Here is a 16434-nt window from a genome sequence, read left to right on the forward strand (position 1 = left end):
CGGCGGGCCGCGGGGCAGGCTCGCGCCACGGCCCGCGCCCGGGTCACGACCGGCGCTGCCGGTCCCGGAAGGCGTAGGTCTCCCGCAGCGAGCGGGTGATCGCCTTCTTGCGGTCGTCGTGCTGGGCGCGCAGGCGCGCGTCGCTGCGGGAGCTGGCCCAGGCGTTCTCGCGCTGGAGCTTGCGGTAGCTGTCGAGGCGGCGCTCGCTCAGATCACCTGAGGCGATGGCCGCCTGGACCGCGCAGCCGGGCTCGCAGTCGTGGCCGCAGTCGCTGAAACGGCATTGCCCGGCGAATTCCTCGATGTCGGCGAAGACCTGCTGCAGGCCCTCGTCGGCGTCCAGGAGACCGACGCCGCGCAGACCGGGGGTGTCGATCAGCACGCCGCCGCCGGGCAGCGGGACCAGCCGGCGGCGGACCGTGGTGTGGCGGCCCTTGCCGTCCTGCGCGCGTACGGCGCCGGTCTGCAGGACCTCGCTGCCCAGCAGCGCGTTGCCCAGCGTGGACTTGCCCGCTCCGGACGGGCCGAGCAGGACCACGGTGCCGGTGAGCGCGGCGGTGAGCACGTCCATGCCCTGGCCGGTGGCGGCACTGGTGGCGATGATCTCCACACCGGGGGCGAGCTGCGCGACGGCGCTCACCGCCGCGCCGGGATCGGCCGACTGGTCGGCCTTGGTCAAGACGATCACGGGCTGGGCGCCGCTCTCCCACGCCAGCGCCAGCAGCCGCTCGATCCGGCTCGGATTCGGCGCGCCGCCGAGCGAGACGGCCACGACCGCCGTGTCGACGTTGGCGGCCAGGGCCTGGCCGTGGGAGGAACGCGACGCCGACGACCGGATGATGACGCCGCGCCGCGCCAGCAGCGCGACCAGCTCGGGCGTGTGGCCGGGGCGCAGCGCCGCCCAGTCGCCCGTGCACGGGGCCTCGACCGGATCCGCCGCCGCCGGGAGCGAAAGGCGGGCCCGCTGCGGGCCGGTTTCGGTGATGACGTCGCAGGCGCCGCGATCGACGCCGACCACGCGGGCAGGGACGAGCCCGACGGAACGGTAGGAGGCGAAGGACTGTTCGAGCCCTGCGTCCCAACCGTACGCGGACAGGCCATCGTCAAAGGAATGCTCGAATGACAACGGAATGGAACCCTTTGCAGAAAGGGGGCCTCGGCGGATGGGACATGCCGCATCCGCGCCAGGGAAGGCGCCTGGAAAGGTCAGCCAAGGCCCGGGGACGTGAGGATGGACCGAGTGCCGCAGATGGCAGCCATCACCACGACGGTCATTCAACCTCACCTCCCTCGAAGAGTCCCTGTTGCCACGAACGTGTGTTGCGGTGGACAAGATAGCAGCGTGAGCGGCCGCCCGCAAAGATCACGTGGCCGCCGACGGCCGGCCGGACGCCACGGCACTGGCCGTTGTCGCGAGCCGTCGGCAACCTGGAGCTCGATGGTGGCCGTTTCAGCCGGTGTGAAGGACCCGGAAGCGGTCGGGTTGCGCCGGATCTCGATCGACGACTTGGATCGGCGGCCAAGCCCACTGCCAGACGCTGATGCCTGGCGTGCGGGAGAACCGGATCTGCCCGCGGGTGCCCTCGACTGCGACGCGCGGCCAGGATTCGGCGATGCGCGCCCGGTCCGCGCCGTGGGAACGCAGCACCTCGGCGAGGACGGCGAGCGTGTCGTAGCCCTCGAAGGCGACGAAGGAGGGCGCTTCGGCCAGCCGCTCGCGCAGGGCCGTCTCGACTCGTGCGCCGAGTGGGCCGAGCCGCTCGGGCAGGTAGCGCAGGAACGGGATCGCGGCGCCGTCGTCGCCCAGCGACCTCGCCCATTCGGCGAGCTCCGGTTGCCCGGCCGGAGCACCGATCATGATCTCGGTGAGGCGCCGGTCGCGGCGGACCGAGCCGACGATCGACATGGCCGGCTCCGGGTGGCCGACCAGGAGGAGGACGGCTGTCGCGCCATTGCTGACGAGTTCGTCGCACACGGCCGTGGGGGCGAGCGCGCGCATGTCGAGTTCGGTGACGGTGGCGCCGCGTGGAGCGAGGTAGTCGCGCAGAACGCGGGCCCCGGAGGCCCAGTAGACACTCGGCTCGGCCGCCACGGCGATCCGGCTGCGGCCCGCGCCGAGCAGGAAGTCCGCGTAGATCTGCCAGCCGTGGGACTGCGCGGGGGCCAGGCGCGCGACCCATTGCGTCGGCTGTTCGGTGAGCGCGTCGAGCACCGCTGACGAGCAGAGGAACGGCAGGCCGAGGGCGTCGGCCCGGGCGGCGGCGGCGCGGGCGACGACGCTGTGGTACTCCCCCGCCAGGGCGGCCACGCCCAGGCCGGCCAGTTCGTCCACGGCCGCCGCGGCCTTCTGCGGATCGGCCGCGGTGTCCCGGACCACCAGCTCGAGCGGTCTTCCGCCGATCCCGCCGGCGTCATTGACGTCGCCGACGGCCAGCTCGAGTCCGGCGAGCAGGTGCCTGCCTGCCTCGACCCAGCCGGGCCGAGTCAGCGGGACGAGAGCGCCGATCTGGACGGATGCTCCGTAGGTCCGCTCCGCTCCAGGTGGCGATGGTGGCGTCTTCATGCGTCGGCGTCTCCCCTGTGACGATCAGGTTGCAGTATGCCCGCACTTCGACGCCGCCGGCGCGCCGGCCGGTGGCGGTTCACCTTCCAGCGTCAGGGGCGAGGTTGATGGTGGCGGGGATGCCCTGGCGGGTCATCTTGGCGTACGGGCACAGCGAGGCGGCCTGGGTGAGCAGCGGGGCGACCCGGTCGGGGTCGACTCCGGGCCAGGTCACGACGAGGTCGGCGCTCAGCTGGTAGCCGCCGTCGGCCGGATCGCGGCCGAAGGCGACGCTCGCCTCCACGGTGATCGGCGCGGGGTCGAGGAGGTGCCGGCGGGCCAGCAGGCTGAGGGCGCCGTGGAAGCAGGCGGCGTATCCGGCGGCGAACAGCTGCTCGGGGTTCGGGCCGGGATTGTCGCCGCCGAGCTCCTCGGGCATCCGCAGCCGCAGGTCCAGGGCGCCGTCGGCGGAGCGGGCCCGGCCGGTGGCCCGGCCGTGGGCGGAGCTGCCGCCGCTCACGGCGACGCGCGTGACATAGAGGGGTTTGAACGTCGAGCCGCTGTAGTCGTGCTCCGTGGACAGCATCGGGTCGTTCACCGGTCCGCCTTTCAGCGGCGCGCGAGGCGCCTGTGGTGAGGGCACGCTGGTCATGGACGGTGCCAGCGCTGCAACTTGTCGGGGTTCAGCACGATCCACACCGCGGTGATCTCGGCTCCGGCGACGCTCACGCCGGCCACCGCCACGGCCCGGCCCGCGCGGCGCAGCACCAGGCCCGTCCGGCCGTTCACGGACTCCACGGCCACCTCGGTGCCAGGCGGGCCGGCCAGCAAAGACGTGACGAACCGGGCGACCGCGTCCGCGCCGTGGATGGGGCGTACGGGGGCGCGTAGTTTGCCGCCGCCGTCGCTGACGACCAGCGCGTCCGCGGCCAGGACCGCCCGCAGCGCCGCGGCGTCCCCCAGGTCGCAGGCCGCGGCGAAGCGGCGCGCGACACGGTCGTGCCGGGTGAGTATCGCCCGGTCCGGCCTGGCCTGCTGGCCGGACGGGAGCATGGCGGGCTCGGGGCGGGGCGGCGGGGCGGCGGCGGGGAACGGCGCTCCGGCCGTACCGGGTACGGGCAGGGCGTCGGGGGCGGGGATCGGGGCGGCGGCGAGCAGGTCCAGGCAGAGTCCTCCGGCGACCCGCGTCAGCCAGGCGCGCGGCACCGCGATGCGGGCGCGTTCCTCGTCGTCGAGGGCGTACCAGCGGCGATAGGTCTCCTGGACGATCCGGTCGGCCGTGCTCTCCGAGCCGAACATCCACAAGGCGATCTCGAGCAGATGTTGCCGTTCGTCGAGCATCTCCGCCAGCGTCCCGGCGCTCACCTCGGTCATGGCCGGCCGCCCTCACAGCCGCGAGAGCAGGCCTTTTTCCAGGCTGTGGAGGTGCCGGTGTGGCCGCCGGCCCACGGGGTCGTCCGCACGATGTCCTCTGTTCTTTCGGAGTCGGCAGTTAAGACAGGACAGCCGCTCTTGTTGTGACACCCCGGGCAGGCCGAACCCGTTCACCCCCCGCGTGAGCGCTCGAACGCGCCGAGTTTGGCCGGGTTGACGATCCACATGACGTGGTGGATGCCCTGCGGCGAGGCCTCGATGGTCAACAGGGTGACCTCGGTGTGGTTGCGGGGGACGAGCACACCGGCGCGCCCGTTCACCTCGACCCACGTGATGCCGGCGCCCGGCCAGAACCGTGGCGCGTACGCGGCCAGGAACTTGGCCACGCGGGCGCCGCCCAGCAGCGGGAATCGCGCCGCCCCCCGGATGCCGTTGCCGTCGGAGGAGCTGACGACGTCAGCCGCGAAGAGATCTTCGAGGGCGGCGACGTTCCCCGTCTGGGCGGCATCGAGGAAGACCGCCAGCAGCCGTCGATGCTCGCTCTTGTCGATGGGCTCGCGACGCGCGGCGGTCAGCCGTTTGCGGGCGCGGCTCACGATTTGGCGCGCGTTGACCGCGCTGACCTGCAGGATCTCCGCGATCTGCGGATAGGGGTAGACGAAGGCCTCACGCAGCACGTACGCGGCCCGCTCGGTGGGGGTGAGCCTTTCGAGCAACAGCAGGAAGGCCAGTTCGAGCGCTTCGCCCCGTTCGGCGCCCAGTGTGGGATCCATGCTGGTGTCCACCGGTTCGGGGAGCCAGGGCCCGATGTAGGCCTCGCGCCGCGAACGGGCGGACTGGGCGACGTTGATGGCCAGGCGGGTGGTGATCAACGCCAGGAAGGCCGGGGGATTGTCGACGGTCGAGCGGTCGGTGTTCTGCCAGCGCAACCAGACTTCCTGAAGGATGTCCTCGGCCTCCACCGCGCTGGCGAGCATCCGATAGGCGATGCCGAACAGCCGCGGGCGCAGCTCGACGAAGGCGGACGCGGCCCGTTCGAGTGTGTCCGCCTGTTCCAGTGATTTCGCATGCATCTTTCCCCACGCCTTCGCTGTCCACATCGATTCGGGGCCGGCCGGTGGCCCCTTCACCGGCCGGGCCGGGCCCGTTCAGCCCCGTACGTGGCCGACGGCGTCGAGGATCGCGGCGGTCACGGCGTCGGGCTGGGACGCCGCGATCGCGTGCGAGGCGCCCGCGATCTCGCGGGTGCATCGCGAGCAGGCCCCCCCCCGAGCCGGCCCGCTCGGCCATGAAGCGCAGCGCCGCGGCCGGGATGTTGAGGTCGCGCTCGCCGTGGACGAACCAGGACGGCGTGGTGCGCCAGCCAGGCTCGCTCGCCGCCAGGACGTCGGTCAGCGCCCGTTCGGTCGCCGGCCGCTGCGTGGCGGCCATCAGCGCGGCCTCGCCGGCGTCGAGGTCGGCGCAGAACTGGTGGTGGAACTTGTCCGCGGCGATGCGGAACTCGTTGCCGCCGGTGGCGAGCGGGTAGGCCTCCAGCGCGCCGCCCAGGGTGCTGCCCTCGAACTTGCCCGACAGCAGGAACGCGCTCTCGCCGGGTTCGGGGGCGAAGGCGGCGACGTAGACCAGGGCCTGCACGGCCGGGTTGCCGGCCGCCGCCTCGGTGATCACCATGCCGCCGTAGGAGTGGCCGGCCAGCACGACCGGGCGGCCGATCCCGTCGATCACGTCGCGCACGTACGCGGCGTCGCCCTGCACGCCGCGCAGCGGGTTGGCCGCGGCGACGGCGGTCAGCCGGTGGTCGTGCAGGCGCCGGATGACGCCGTTCCAGCCGGCCGATTCGGCGAAGGCGCCGTGGACCAGGACGACGACGGGCTGCTCGCTCATGAGGTGACCTTTCGGGTGTTCGGCTCGGCCGCTTCCTCGCGGAAGCCGATCTGTCGGTGGGTGCCGTCACACAACGGCTTGTTGCCGGAATGGCCGCAGCGGCACAGCGTCATCCGGTTGCGCGTCTCCAGCGGCCGGCCGTCCGACCGCAGGACCGGCACCTTGCCGGTCACCCACAGCGCGCCGGCCAGCCCGTCCTCTTCCTCCAGGACCGAGATGGCCTGCGGCAGGTCGGGCTCGATCGTCTCGCCGCCGCGCTCCAGGGCGTAGCTGTAGGAGCCGGAGGGGCAGTGGTCGATGCGGCCCATGACGGTGGAGCGCACGTCGCTGTCGCCGGTGTCGGCGAGCATCGCGGCGATCGGCCTGGTGCGCCCGATGCAGAAGGCGGCATGGACGCACAGCTCCCCCACCCGCTGCGCCGAGATGCCCACCCCGTCGTGCACGTGCTGCAGCTCCTTGTACGGCCGCATGAGCGCGCCCTCCGTGCCGTCGAACCCGATCACGGCGTGGGTCCCGTCGCAGAACGGCTTCGACGAGGAGTGGCCGCAGCGGCACAGCGCGTAGGTGTCCTCGGTCTCCAGGGGCTCGCCGGTCTTCCAGGTCAGCGCGTCGTTGTTCTCGGCGGAGACGATCTTGCGCTTGCGTCTGAGCGGGACGCCGCCGTAGACGACGTACGGGCCGTCGCGCAGGACGACGATCCGCTGCCCGTCGCCGACGCTCCACCGGCGCAGCTCGGGCGGCACGTATTCGAAGGTGGGACCGGCCGTGGCGCCGTCCTCGTCGGGCATCCGCATCAGGGCCTGGGCCTGGCCCTTGAGCGCGTACATGGTGCCGGTGGCGACCCGGAGCAGCTTGGGGCTGCCGTTGAAGGCCCGTTCGAGCAGGTGCAGGACCGCGCAGTAGGTGTGGTTGAACTCCTCCTGCGCGGTCCTGATCGCGCTGCCCGGCTCGTGGTCGGACAGCCGCGGATTGCGGCGCATCGGACGTACGCCGGTCAGGTCCACCGCGATCGTCTCGCCGGTGGGCCCCGACTGGGGGGTGTCGCCCCGCTGGTAGCGGCGGCCGAATTTGAGCTCCTGAAAGCGGTAGTAATGTCCGACTTCTTGGCGTTCGGGGTGGAAGACGTCCTGGTCGCCGTCCCAGACCCCGCCGCGGGCGGTGCCCTCGCCCTGCTCGACGATCTCCTCCAGCGCCGCCAGCGCCGAGGCCAGGTCGCGGACCTCGACCAGGTGCCCGGCGGTGTGCCGGAAGTGATCGGCGCTCACCTGGCGGGCCGGGTCCCCGCTGAAGACCGCCTGCTCGCCGAGCCGTTCGCACAGGTGGCGCAGGCCCTCCTCGATGGCGGTGTAGAACTGCCCGATCGTCTCGTAAGCGTCGGCCTCCGCCGGGGCGCCGGGCGGTGCGGGCTGTTCGATCCGCAGGAACATCTCGAGGGCTTGCGGCCCGAAGGGCACCAGCGACAGCTCCAGGGAGCGGTCGCCGTGCGGCAGCGGCCGGGGGTGCGGCGGCAGCATCCCGGGCATGTCCAGCCGCGGCCGGCCGCCGACGGCGTTGAGCAGGTTGGCGGCCAGCGCCAGGTGCAGCATCTCCTCGACGAAGACGCTGCCGACGACCTCGACGGCTTCGGGGTTTCGATCGGGGTCGAGCGAGTACAGCGCGCACAGGTACGGCGGCAGGGTCGCGTGTTCCAGCTCGATCGCCCACTGCAGGTGTTCGCGGAGGCTGTCGAGGGTGTCGATCCGTGTTCGCCGGTGTTGCGGGTGTTTCATCAGCTGCCTTGACTGTCGCAGGGGGTGGATGCTTCGCGCGCGTCACGCACGGTGATCGCCGGGCCGGGAGCCGTCCTCCAGGACCTCGACGGCGTCGAGCAGGCCCCGCAGGCCGATCTCCTCGCGTTCGGCGTCCGTCGGGTCGAACAGCCACTCGGTGACCGGCAGTTCGGCGACCTCCTGCGGATGGCTCGACTCGACCAGGCTCACCTCGGCCTCGACCTCGATCTCGAGCTCATACAGAAAGTCGTCCTCGCCGCTGGGAGCGCTCATCATTCCTCCATAGGTGGCTTGAGTGGATGCCCGGCAGACCGGCTGACCGCGTGGATCAGCCGTACAGCGATCTGGCCGGAGGCGAACAGGCGGGTGAAGCGCTCACCCTGGTGGGCCGCCAGCGCGTACGCCGGCTCGGCCCGGTGGCGGGTCGCGATCACGGCGGCGACCTGCTCGGCACGGCGCGACCAGGACTTCGGCGTCCGGCCGGGCTGGTCGATCTGCTCGGCGATCGCGAACCCGGCGCCGGCGAGCAGATCGAGGAGTTCGCCCTGGGTGGGGAAGTGGTTGCCGTCCGGCACCGGCAGGATCTGCGGCCCCCGCGCCACGACCACCAGCAGCCCCAGCGAGGCGCCGGGCCTCAGCACCCGGTGGATCTCGCTGAGCACCGCCGCTTTGTCCTGCACGGTGCACAGCACCCCCAGACACCAGGCGGCGTCGGCCGACCCCGTACGGAGCGGAATCCGCCGCCCGTCCCCCGCGATGACCGGCAACCCGAACAGCCGGGCGGCGGCCCGGCACGCGGCCGGCATCGGCTCCAGCAGGATCGGCCGGACCCCGAACCGCTCCGCGGCCCAGGCCGCCGGCCCGCCGGCCCCCGCGCCCACGTCCAGCAGCGTGCTGCCGGCCGACAGCTCGCACGCCTCGGCCAGCCAGGCCAGCGCCGCCGGGCTCGCGCTGCCCCGGCAGGCGGCCGGTATGGCGTGCCGCTCCCCCAGTTGCTCGACGGCGTCGGCGGTCCAGCCGGCGACATCATCGAACTCGGCGACCATCGCCGATGCGGTCACTGCGAAACTCCTGCCTGGCGCGCGCGTTACTTGCCGGCGGCGTTCTGACCGGCCCAGTCGCGGTAGCGGATCGTGCCGAGGATCGCGCCCTCGCCCGGCACCAGCGTCCGCTCGCCCGGCACGCTGCCGTAGTAGCGCGCCTGCGGGTCGCTGACCACCGTGCGCGGGTCCCCCCAGGCGGCCAGAACGTCGCGGAAGAACTCGTCCATCCGGACGTTGTCGGGGCCGCCCACCTCGACCCGGCCGTTCAGCGGCTGCCCCACCGCGACCCGGCCGACCGCCTGGGCGACCTCCTCACCCGCGATGGGCTGGAACTGCACCGGCGCGATCCGCACCGTGTCGCCGTCCGTGGCCGCGTCGGCGATGGCGCGCACGAACTCGAAGAACTGCGTCGCGTGCACGAGCGAGAACGGGATCCCCGACTTCTCGATCAGCTGCTCCTGAACGATCTTCGCCGCGAAGTAGCCGTTGTCCGGCATCCGTTCCGTGCCCACCACCGACAGCGCGACGTGGTGACCGACCCCGGCCGCCGCCTCAGCGGCCAGCAGGTTGCGCGTGGAGGTCTCGAAGAACTCCATCACCGCCGCGGGCTCGAACGACGGCGAGTTCGACACGTCGACCACCACCTGCGCGCCCGCCAGCACCTCCGCCAGCCCCTCACCGGTCAGGGTGTCGACACCGGTGCTCGGCGCCGCCGCCACCGCCTCGTGACCGTGCTCCCCCAGCTTGGTCACCAGTTTCGACCCGATCAGACCGGTTCCACCGACCACGACGATCTTCATGGCGTCCCCTTTTACTCTCCGCCGGGGCACCCGTGTGCCGACCGGTCGCCAGCTAAGACAGGGCAGCCTTCACGCTTGTGACAGCCGTCGCGAAATTTTTTCCTCTTTATCGCGATGCTGCCCGCTCCTGCTATTCGACGAGTTTTCCGACGGTTGAGACCTCGCGCATGAGTGCCGCGATGTCGGCGGGAACGGGTGGGATGGCCTCCCTGTCCACCGATCCGGGACCGGACCACACCAGGTTGACCTGCAGCGCGGGATCGAGCTCGGGGTAGTCGGAGCGGTTGTGGCAGCCGCGGCTCTCGCGACGCTCAAGCGCGGTCTCGACCGTCGCGCGGGCGGCCAGCGCCGCGGACTTGAGGTCGAAGGCGTGGGCCAGGTCCTGGAATCCGGCCAGGTCCGGATGCACGCCGACGTCGGCGATGCGTGCCTCCGCGGCGGCGAGTTCGGCCAGGCCTTTGCGCAGGCCGCCCTCGTCGCGCACCACGCCGGCGTGCTCGGTCATGATGTCGCGCAGGGCTCGCTGCAGCGCGCGGACGTTCTCGGGGCCGTCGGCGGCCAGGAGCTCGTCCACCTCGGCCCGTGCCGCGTCGAGCGCCCCGGCCGAGCGGCGCTGGGCCTCCAGGCCCGCGGAATACTCCGCCGCCGCCTGCCCGACGATGCGGCCGAAGACGAGGAGCTCGATGAGCGAGTTGCCGCCCAGGCGGTTGGCGCCGTGCAGGCCGCTGGCCGCCTCGCCGATCGCGTACAGGCCCTCGACCCCGGTGCTGTGGTCCTCGGGCCGCACCCAGACGCCGCCCATCGAGTAGTGCGCGGTCGGCGCGATCTCGATCGGGTCCTGGGTGATGTCGAGCATCTGCAGCTCCAGGAGCGTCTGGTAGACGCGCGGCAACCGCGTCATGATCGTCTTGCGCGGCAGGTGCGACACATCCAGCCAGACACCGCCGTTCGGGGTCCCGCGGCCTTCCCTGATCTCCGTGTACGCGGCCAGGGCGATGCGGTCGCGCGTGGACAGCTCCATCCGCTCCGGGTCGTACCTGGACATGAACCGCTCGCCCAGCTGGTTGCGCAGGATTCCGCCCTCGCCCCGCGCCGCCTCCGAGACGAGGGTGCCGGCCGCGTTCTCCGGCGCGATGAGACCGGAAGGGTGGAACTGCACCAGCTCGGGGTCACGGATGCGGCAACCGGCCAGGACCGCCAGGCGGAAGGAGTCGCCGGTGTTCTCGTCCCTGCGAGAGGAGGTACGCCGCCAGATCCGGGTGTGCCCGCCGGCGGCCAGGATCACCGCGTCGGCGTGGATGACGTAGCGGCTGCCGTCGGTCAGGTCGAACCCGTACGCGCCGAAGACCGCGTTGTCGCGCACGAGAACGCGCGTGATGTACACGGTGTCCAGGACGGGGACGTCGAGCTGCGCGGCGCGGTTGATCAGGGTGCGCTGGATCTCCAGCCCGGTGTAGTCGCCGGCGTAGGCGGTTCGCCGATAGGTGTGGGCGCCGAAGAAGCGCTGCGAGATGCGCCCGTCCTGTTCGCGCGCGAACGGCATGCCCCAGCGTTCGAGGTCCTCGATCCCCCGCGCCGCCCCTTCGGCGACGATCTGCACCGTCTGCGGATTGGCGAGGAGATAGCTCTCCTTGAGGGTGTCCGCCGCGTGCTGCTGCCAGCTGTCCTGGGGGTCCATCGTGGCCAGCGCCGCGTTGATGCCGCCTGCCGCGAGCGAGGTGTGGGCGTCGGCCTTGGGCCGTTTGCCGACCGCGAGGACGCCGACCCCGCGCTCGGCGAGTTCGATGGCGGCCCGCAGCCCCGCTCCTCCCGTGCCGATGACCAGGACGGACGTGGCGATCCGGTGCTCTGGCGAGTGCATGGTGCTCCTTTGGCCGCATGTGGGGAAAGCCGTTACGGGGAGCAGGACCAGGCAGCGCCGTGATTTGTGACAGGAAGAAATCTTCCAGGACTGTACCTCGCCGCCGGCCTGGCCTCGCTGTCGCGGGGTAACGACCGACCAGGGGTACGCCGGAGCGGGGGGCGATGGCGGTGACGGATCTCGAACAGGCGGTGGCGGTGTTCGCCGGTGTGCGGCCGCGGCTGTTCGGGATCGCCTACCGGATGCTGGCCAGCGCCACCGAAGCCGAGGACCTCGTGCAGGACGTCTGGCTACGCTGGCAGGCCTACGACCGCGCCACGGTGAACGACCCCGCCGCGTTCCTGGCCACCACGACCACCCGGCTGGCGATCAACGCCACGCAGTCCGCCCGCGCCCGCCGCGAGACCTATGTCGGCCCCTGGCTGCCCGAACCCGTCGACACCGGCGCCGACCCCTACCTCGGCGCCGAACGCGGCGAGGCCCTGGAGTTCGCCGTCCTGCTGCTCCTGGAACGCCTCACGCCCACCGAACGCGCCGCTTACGTGCTGCGGGAGGCGTTCGACTACCCCTACCGGCAGATCGCCGACATCATCGAGCTCAACGAACCCGCCGTACGCCAGCTGGTCAGCAGGGCCCGCAAACGCGTCCTCGTCGAACGCCGCACCCCCGTGACCAGAACCGAACAACGCAGACTGCTGATCGCCTTCGTCGCCGCCGCCCGCTCCGGCGACATGACCGCGCTGGAAGAGCTCTTCGCCGCGGACGTGATCAGTTACTCCGACGGCGTCGTACGGGCCTCCCGGCTCCCAATGGCGTTCACGGACCGGTTGTGCCCCAGCGGGCGCGGCCCGGACAGGTTCACCCAGTGCCCGCCGGTACGCTCGCCGACGGCGTTCACCCCTCGATCGGTGGCCACGATCGTCGCCCCGCCCTGCCGGAGCGTGAGGCGGCCGGCAGCTGCCGAGCACCCCTTCCAGCTGCGGCGTCGCTTCTCCGCAGCAGTCAGCACAAGAGGGCCCGGATCAGGCAGGCCACGCCGTCGTCGTCGTTGCTGGGCAGCAGGAGCCGGGCGGCCGCCTTGACCTCGGGGTGGGCGTTGGCGACGGCCGCGGGCAGTCCGGCCTTCCTGAGCATGGGAATGTCGTTGGGCATGTCCCCCACGGCGGCCGTGGCGGTCAGGGGGATTTCCCGGTGCGCGGCCGCCCATCGCAAGGACTCGCCCTTGTTGGCGTGCTCCGGCGAGATCTCCAGGAAGTGCGCGGTCGAGTAAGTGGCGCGCAGCCCGCTGACCGCCTCGCCGACGAACGCGTCGGCCAGTTGTGGCGCCGACAGTTCGGGGTGGGCCAGGAGTACCTTGACCGCCCGGTTGCCGCGACCGGCGCGGCCGATGAGGCAGGCCGCGACAGCGTGGGGCCAGCAGCCGGGCACCAGGTCGGCGAAGCCGGGTTGCAGCACGAGCTCGTGCTCGCTGTCGAGACCCAGGACACCGCCCGGCACCGACCGTTCGGCCCAGGCGAAGACCTGCTCGAGCCGGCCGGCGGTGAAGCAGTGGTCGAACAGCACCCGCTCGGCGCAGGTGTCCCAGATCACCGCGCCGTTGCTGCAGGCGAGCAGCCCCTGGGGGGGGGAGTCCAGGGCCCAGTCCAGAGCATCCCGGGTGGGCCGCCCGGTGGCGACCATGACCTGGAGGCCGGCGGCGCTGGCGTCGGCCAGCGCCGTCCTGGTGTCGCGGCTGAGGCCGCCGGCGCTGGTGAGCAGCACCCCGTCCAGATCCGTGCAGACCAGCTGGATCGCTGTCATACGGCGGCGCCCGCGGGGTCGTCGGCGGTGCCGGCGCTCCCGAGCGCCAGGCACCGCTGCCCGGCCGCCAGGACGGCGACGCCGACGGCCACGCCCACCACCCCGACGCAAGCGGCCCAGGACTCCGTGGCGTGCTCCAGAACCAGGCCCGCCGCCGTCGATCCCAGGGCGATTCCCGTGGTCATCAGCGTGACCAGCCAGGCGAAGGCCTCGGTGACCGTGCCGGCCGGCGCGAGCTTCCCGACCAGGACGAACGCGGCCGTCAGCACGGGAGCGAGGAAGAGCCCGGTGAGGATCATGAGGCCGGCCATGTAGGGCGGGGACGGCACCAGGCACAGCAACGCGTACGCGGCGGCCAGGCCGACGGTCAGCAGCAGCGTCCGCCGCGGCAGCGAGGACGTCCAGCGCACGGCGCCGTAGCCGAGACCGCCGACCAGGGCGCCGAAGGCGTTCAACGCCAGCAGCGTGGCCGCCCCGCCCACCACGTGGCGATGCTCGGTGTAGAAGACCACCAGGACGTTGAGGCCGCCGATGGCCGCGCCGACCCCGGTCAGGCTCACCAGCAGCACGGTCAGACCGCGGCTGCGCAGCGGACCGAGCCAGTCGGGCGAACGCAGCGGCGCCTTCCAGTCGCGGGTGGGCGACGCGGTGGCGACCACGAACACTCCCAGCAGACCCAGCAGCGCCCCCACCCACAGGGCGCCCGCCGCGGATCCGGCCGCCACGCAGCCGGCCACGACCAGCGGACCGCCGACGAAGACCAGTTCCTGGGAGGCCGAGTCCATGGCGTAGGCCGACTCGAGCCGAGCGGACGGAACCAGGTCGGGCCACAGCACCCTGAGGCAGGGCTCCAGCGGCGGGGTCGCCGCCCCCGCCAGGAGGGCGCCCGCGATGACGGCCACCGGCTCGGAGGGAGCCACCGCGATCGCGATCAGGCCCGCGCCGGCCGCGACAGCGGCCGGCACCAGGACCCGGACCTGGCCGACCCGATCCACCAGCCGGCCGAGCACCGGACCGCCGCCGGCGGCGGCGATGGCGAAGGCTCCGGCGGCCAGGCCGACGAAATCGTAGCTCGCGCCCGCCTGCCGCAGGACCAGCGGGATCGCCAGCGCCGCCATCGCGCTGGGCAGCCTCCCGACCAGCGTCCCCAGCAGCAGCCGGGTCACGTACGGGGCCCGGAGCAGGCTGAAGTAGCCCATCACCGGCCCCGCAGGTGCAGATGGAGCGCCACGGGCCGGTTCTTGCGCAGTTGCAGCTCGATGTCCCCGATCCCCTCGATACGGTGGTGCGGCCGGCCCTGGGCCAGGACGATCCGCACGCCGGTGGCCGGCGGATCCGGCACGTCCGGCAGGTGGACCGCCGCCGGCTGTCCCTGCTCGTCGAAGTCCAGCGAGACCTGCCCGCGGAAGCTGACGCGGACGACCGGCTCGTCGGCGTCATCACGGGGCTCCTGCACCGACAGGAAGCGGGTGCGCGGATCCCACTGGGCCCGCGCGCCGGCGGCCTGGCCTCTGTCCCACTCGGACCGGAACCCGGCGGCGAACCGGTGCAGCAGCAGCGCCCGGTCGGCCGCCATCCGGCGCGCGGGCTCCGTGAGCATGTCCTGCTCCAGCCGGACCAGCTTCTCGTAGAGATGGGCCAGCACCGACGAGGTCTCGCCCTCCTTGTAGAGCTCCTTCAGAGCGGTCCCGGGGTCCCACAGCGGCTCGCCGAGCAGCCCGCCGTAGGCGAAGGCCCGGCCGATGCCGACGGCCCCCATCGCGTCGAGGTTGTCGGCGTCGTGCACCGCCGCGGCGATCGCGCACCGATCGTCGAGCTCCTCGTCGGCGAAGCGGTAGCGGCCTGTCAGCTCGACCGCGCGCAAGATGGGCGGATGCCAGTCCTGTGGCACGCCGCACCCTTCCAGCACCTCCAGCACGGCCGCGCGGGCGTCCTCGGGCCTGATGGGCCGCCGGTTCTGCCTGGCCTCCTCCACCCGGTGGTAGTCATGGACGTAGGCGGCCACCCGCGCGATGCGGGGGTCGGCCCCCGTCCCGGCCGCGATCTCCTCCGCCAGGGCGGCGACCCGGTCGAGGTGGCCGAGGTCGTGGGCCGAGTCGGCGCTCGCGAAGTCGACGGCCACGCGGGCCCGTACCTTCTCCACAATCGCATTCACCGCTGTCCGTACTCCTCCCGCCAGCGCTGCGCCAGCTCCTGCTGCAGCCGCGGGTCGAGGCGGTGCAGCCCCGGCTCCCAGGTCTGCCTGGCCAGCTCACGCGTGCACAGATACAGCTCGGTGTAGACCAGGTCAAGGACCGATCCGAGGATGCTGTGCTCCATGAAGTTGACGGGCTTGCCGTCGTTGAGCAGATAGACGGTGCGATCGGCGACCCGCAGTTCGAGCACCTCGTCGACCTCGGCCGAGGCCGAGGCCGCGCGGCGCAGGCCCTTGACGTCGAACTCGACCTGTTTGGAGCTTCCGCTGGCCAGCACGACGCCGTCGCGCAGGTGCGGCAGGTCGGCCGTGGTGAGGGCGCGGTGGCCGGAGACGCCGATGATCACCTCGGCCCAGGAGAGCAGGTCCTGGCGGGCGCCCACGCGGAATCCGTGCACCACGGCGGCCGACATCCGGATGTCGTCAGGATCGTAGACGGCGACCTGCACGCCGGCGCGCCGCAGGTGCTCGGCCAGGGCCGTTCCTATCCCGCCGTAGCCGAGCACGAGGACGCGGCGTTCGCTGAGGAGCCGGTAGAAGCGCAGCCGCAGCAGCCGTTCGACGCTGTAGGCCACCGACCGGCCGACCTGGACATCCTCCAGTGCCTTCAGCGGGCTGTCGGCGATGGTGAAAACCGGCAGGGGAAGTGGCGCGGCGCGCTCATACTGCCACTGCCCTTGCTTGGTGTCCTCCACGATGCCGCGAAAGCCCGGCACCCCGGCCAGGTCTGTCACCGCCCCGGCGCAGTATCCGCCGACCTCCTGGATCATCACGGGCGACTCGCCCTGCCGGGCGGCCCGCTGGGCGGCGGCCACCGCCATGGGCCCGACCTCCTCGATCGAGGCCGGCATGCTCACCGGAAGGTCGCCCAGCAGCGACAGCGCCTCCGGCTGGGCGCTGTAGGGGACCGGCACGATGTGGGCGAGCTCGGTGGAGCGGCTCAGCAACCGCACGTACGGCACCGCGGTGTCGAGCAGGTGCGCGATCAGGATCGTACGGGCGGGCGGCATCGGCCAGTCGGCCTGGGCGCTGCGCAGCACGGGCAGGTCGCAGGCCCGCGAGGCGTGTCCGGCGCGTGACGGCGCGGGTTCGCGCTCGAGAATGGATGTCATGAAAAGTCCCCCTGGGAGAGATGGAGAGGTTGCGGCGCGTCTCGACGCCGGCAGG

15 protein-coding genes and 1 pseudogene are annotated in these 16434 nt (G+C 72.4%); 1 reads left to right on the forward strand and 15 read right to left on the reverse strand.

The window, feature by feature from the left end; genetic code table 11:
• Positions 1–43: 43 nt before the first annotated feature.
• The 11 genes and pseudogenes from rsgA to ACFKCF_RS53145 all read right to left on the reverse strand — a co-directional run bounded on the left by rsgA (position 44) and on the right by ACFKCF_RS53145 (position 11273).
• The gene (gene rsgA, locus ACFKCF_RS53095) at positions 44–1126 is read right to left on the reverse strand and encodes a ribosome small subunit-dependent GTPase A (protein ID WP_394503978.1); all 1083 of its coding nucleotides are present in this window, start codon (positions 1124–1126) and stop codon (positions 44–46) included.
• A 324-nt stretch (positions 1127–1450) separates the two neighbouring features.
• Positions 1451–2563 (reverse strand): ABC transporter substrate-binding protein, encoded by a 1113-nt coding sequence (locus ACFKCF_RS53100; protein ID WP_394503980.1) that lies wholly within the window; start codon positions 2561–2563, stop codon positions 1451–1453.
• A 79-nt stretch (positions 2564–2642) separates the two neighbouring features.
• Positions 2643–3140 carry an Ohr family peroxiredoxin gene (locus ACFKCF_RS53105; protein WP_394503982.1) on the reverse strand — a complete coding sequence of 166 codons (498 nt, stop codon included), beginning with the start codon at positions 3138–3140 and terminating at the stop codon, positions 2643–2645.
• Between the two features lie 50 nt (positions 3141–3190).
• Complete coding sequence (locus ACFKCF_RS53110; protein WP_394503984.1) at positions 3191–3916, reverse strand: sigma factor; 726 nt, start codon at positions 3914–3916, stop codon at positions 3191–3193.
• A gap of 170 nt (positions 3917–4086) precedes the next feature.
• Complete coding sequence (locus ACFKCF_RS53115) at positions 4087–4989, reverse strand: RNA polymerase sigma-70 factor (protein WP_394503986.1); 903 nt, start codon at positions 4987–4989, stop codon at positions 4087–4089.
• 259 nt (positions 4990–5248) lie between these two features.
• Positions 5249–5800: pseudogene (locus ACFKCF_RS53120) on the reverse strand (alpha/beta fold hydrolase); the annotation flags it as partial.
• Entirely contained in the window at positions 5797–7569 is a 1773-nt protein-coding gene (locus ACFKCF_RS53125; RefSeq protein ID WP_394503988.1) for a ferritin-like domain-containing protein, read from the reverse strand. The pseudogene ACFKCF_RS53120 and the gene ACFKCF_RS53125, both read right to left, overlap by 4 nt.
• 42 nt (positions 7570–7611) lie before the next feature.
• On the reverse strand, positions 7612–7842 hold the full coding sequence (locus ACFKCF_RS53130) for a hypothetical protein (protein WP_394503990.1): 231 nt from the start codon (positions 7840–7842) through the stop codon (positions 7612–7614).
• A complete protein-coding gene (locus tag ACFKCF_RS53135) occupies positions 7842–8630 on the reverse strand; it encodes a class I SAM-dependent methyltransferase (RefSeq protein WP_394503991.1) in 789 nt (262 codons plus the stop codon). The genes ACFKCF_RS53130 and ACFKCF_RS53135 overlap by 1 nt, the downstream gene beginning before the upstream one ends.
• A gap of 26 nt (positions 8631–8656) precedes the next feature.
• Positions 8657–9412, reverse strand: a complete 756-nt coding sequence (locus ACFKCF_RS53140) for an SDR family oxidoreductase (RefSeq protein ID WP_394503993.1) — start codon at positions 9410–9412, stop codon at positions 8657–8659.
• 130 nt (positions 9413–9542) lie between these two features.
• Positions 9543–11273, reverse strand: a complete 1731-nt coding sequence (locus ACFKCF_RS53145; protein WP_394503995.1) for an FAD-dependent oxidoreductase — start codon at positions 11271–11273, stop codon at positions 9543–9545.
• A gap of 164 nt (positions 11274–11437) precedes the next feature.
• On the opposite strand from ACFKCF_RS53145, the gene ACFKCF_RS53150 reads away from it, so the two are divergent.
• Positions 11438–12355 carry a sigma-70 family RNA polymerase sigma factor gene (locus ACFKCF_RS53150; protein ID WP_394503997.1) on the forward strand — a complete coding sequence of 306 codons (918 nt, stop codon included), beginning with the start codon at positions 11438–11440 and terminating at the stop codon, positions 12353–12355.
• Here ACFKCF_RS53150 and ACFKCF_RS53155 read toward each other — a convergent pair.
• Genes ACFKCF_RS53155 through ACFKCF_RS53170 form a run of 4 tightly spaced genes read right to left on the reverse strand, consistent with a single transcriptional unit; the run spans position 12276 to position 16379 of the window.
• On the reverse strand, positions 12276–13073 hold the full coding sequence (locus ACFKCF_RS53155; RefSeq protein ID WP_394503999.1) for an HAD family hydrolase: 798 nt from the start codon (positions 13071–13073) through the stop codon (positions 12276–12278). The genes ACFKCF_RS53150 and ACFKCF_RS53155 overlap by 80 nt on opposite strands.
• The gene (locus ACFKCF_RS53160) at positions 13070–14272 is read right to left on the reverse strand and encodes an MFS transporter (RefSeq protein WP_394504000.1); all 1203 of its coding nucleotides are present in this window, start codon (positions 14270–14272) and stop codon (positions 13070–13072) included. The genes ACFKCF_RS53155 and ACFKCF_RS53160 overlap by 4 nt, the downstream gene beginning before the upstream one ends.
• Positions 14272–15228 (reverse strand): HD domain-containing protein, encoded by a 957-nt coding sequence (locus tag ACFKCF_RS53165; protein ID WP_394504001.1) that lies wholly within the window; start codon positions 15226–15228, stop codon positions 14272–14274. The genes ACFKCF_RS53160 and ACFKCF_RS53165 overlap by 1 nt, the downstream gene beginning before the upstream one ends.
• Positions 15225–16379, reverse strand: a complete 1155-nt coding sequence (locus ACFKCF_RS53170) for an NAD(P)-dependent oxidoreductase (RefSeq protein WP_394504003.1) — start codon at positions 16377–16379, stop codon at positions 15225–15227. The genes ACFKCF_RS53165 and ACFKCF_RS53170 overlap by 4 nt, the downstream gene beginning before the upstream one ends.
• Between the last annotated feature and the right edge of the window lie 55 nt (positions 16380–16434).

This window comes from Nonomuraea sp. JJY05, assembly GCF_043496855.1.
In the GTDB taxonomy this organism is placed as follows: domain Bacteria; phylum Actinomycetota; class Actinomycetes; order Streptosporangiales; family Streptosporangiaceae; genus Nonomuraea.